Consider the following 2,009-nt stretch of genomic DNA (forward strand, 5'->3'; position numbering starts at 1 on the left):
GATGCCGCCTTCAAGCTCGAGCTGAACAAGGTGAGCGAGCCGGTCACCGGCAAGCTCGGCACCATCGTGCTTTTGCGGGTGACCGAGATCGATCCGGGCAAGACCCCGACCTTCGAAGAAGCCAAAGCCGATCTTGAGAAGAGGCTGCTCAAGGAACGCGCTTCCGGCGCCATCTTTGCCTTGCACGACAAGATCGAGGACGAGCTTGCCGCAGGCACCAAGCTGTCGGAGACCGCGGCCAAGTTGAAGCTCAACTACCAGGTCATCGACCAGGTCGACCGCGGCGGCCGCAAGCCGGACGGCTCCGCGGTGACACTTCCTGCACAAGCCCAGGTGCTCAACGCGGCATTTGCAACAGACGTGGGCGTGGATAACGATCCGATCGACGCCAAGGACGATGGCGTGATCTGGTATGAGGTGCTCGGCATCACGCCGGAGCAACTTAAGCCCTTCGACGCCGTGAAGGACGAGGTCGCCAAGGATTGGCGGACCGAGGAAGAGCGGACCAAGGTCGCGAAATACGCGCAAAGCCTGGTCGACAGCCTGAACGGCGGCAAAACACTTGAAGACGTCGCCAAGGAGCTGAATGTCGAGGTCCTGACGAGCGATCCTCTGAAGCGCGACGGCATGGCCGTCTACATCCTTCCGGCGGCCGTACAGCAGGCCTTTACTCTGCCTGAAGGCGGCTACGGCTCGGCGCCGTCCGGTATCGGCGAAGGCCGCATCGTGTTCAAGGTCGACAAGGTGACGCCGCCGCCCCCGGTCGACGAGAAGGAGGCAGCCCGGCTCAAGTCGCAGATCAAGTTCCTGATCGGCGACGACATCATCGCCGAGTATTTCGCCGCGCTCGAGAACCGCTTCCCGGTCAGCGTCAATCAGAAGGCGCTTGCCAAGCTCGTCGGCACCAACGAGGAGCCATGAGCATCGCGCGCGCCTCGGTTGCATCGCTCGCTCGGCAAGGCGCGTCCGCGTCCGTCGAGCCGGATTTCGCGGCCTTCGCGAGGCTCTACGAGGAGGGCGCGGCGCAGGTGGTTTGGACACGGCTCGTCGCCGATCTCGAGACACCCGTCTCGGCGATGCTGAAGCTTGCCCATGACCGGCCGAACAGCTTTCTGCTGGAATCGGTCGAAGGGGGAGCCACCCGCGGCCGTTACTCCATCATCGGCTGCGAGCCCGACGTCATCTGGCGCGCCAACGGCAATGAGGCCGAGCTCAACCGCGCGCCGCAGTCGGGAGCGCAAGGGTTCGCCGCCTCGCCGCTCCCGACGCTCGACTCGCTCCGAGCGCTGCTTGCCGAGTCCGCGATCACGCTGCCGCCCGAGCTGCCGCCGATGGCAGCCGGCATCTTCGGCTACATGGGCTACGACACAGTGCGTCTCATCGAGCGGCTGCCGACCGAGAAGCGCGACCCACTCGCCCTGCCCCATTCGATCCTTGTGCGTCCCACTCTGATCGCGATCTTCGATTCGGTGAAGGACGAGATGACAATCGTCACGCCGGTCAGACCGGCGCCCGGCATAAGCGCCAAGTCAGCCTATGCGCGCGCAAGCGACCGGCTCAATCTCGCCATTGAGCGGCTCGATCAGCCACTACCGCATGAAAGCGAGGGGGACGTTGCCGCTCCGCATCCGGAAGCGAAGGCCGCGACCTCGCCCGAGGCCTACATGGCCAACGTCGTGCGGGCCAAGGAGTACATTGCGGCCGGCGACATCTTCCAGGTGGTGCTGAGCCAGCGTTTCGAGGCGCCGTTCACGCTGCCTCCCTTCGCGCTCTACCGAGCGCTGCGGCGGGTCAACCCGTCGCCCTTCCTCTACTACCTCAACTTCGGCGACTTCGCGGTGGTGGGTTCAAGCCCCGAGATTCTGGTCCGGGTGCGCGACGGCAAGGTCACGATCCGGCCCATTGCGGGCACGCGGCCGCGTGGAACGACGCCGGAGGAAGACAAGGCGCTTGCCAAGGAGCTGCTCAACGACACGAAAGAGCGGGCCGAACACCTGATGCTGCTCGAC

2 protein-coding genes are annotated in these 2,009 nt (G+C 64.9%); both read left to right on the forward strand.

The genetic code is table 11. The features are described 5' to 3' along the window. Positions 1-921: peptidyl-prolyl cis-trans isomerase (locus VFB18_RS07935; RefSeq protein WP_324973250.1), on the forward strand; the 921-nt coding region annotated here is incomplete at its 5' end. After that, positions 918-2,009 (forward strand): anthranilate synthase component I family protein (locus VFB18_RS07940; protein ID WP_324973252.1); only part of this gene is annotated, 1,092 nt, incomplete at its 3' end. The genes VFB18_RS07935 and VFB18_RS07940, both read left to right, overlap by 4 nt.

The organism is Methyloceanibacter sp., from assembly GCF_035650995.1.
Lineage (GTDB): Bacteria > Pseudomonadota > Alphaproteobacteria > Rhizobiales > Methyloligellaceae > Methyloceanibacter.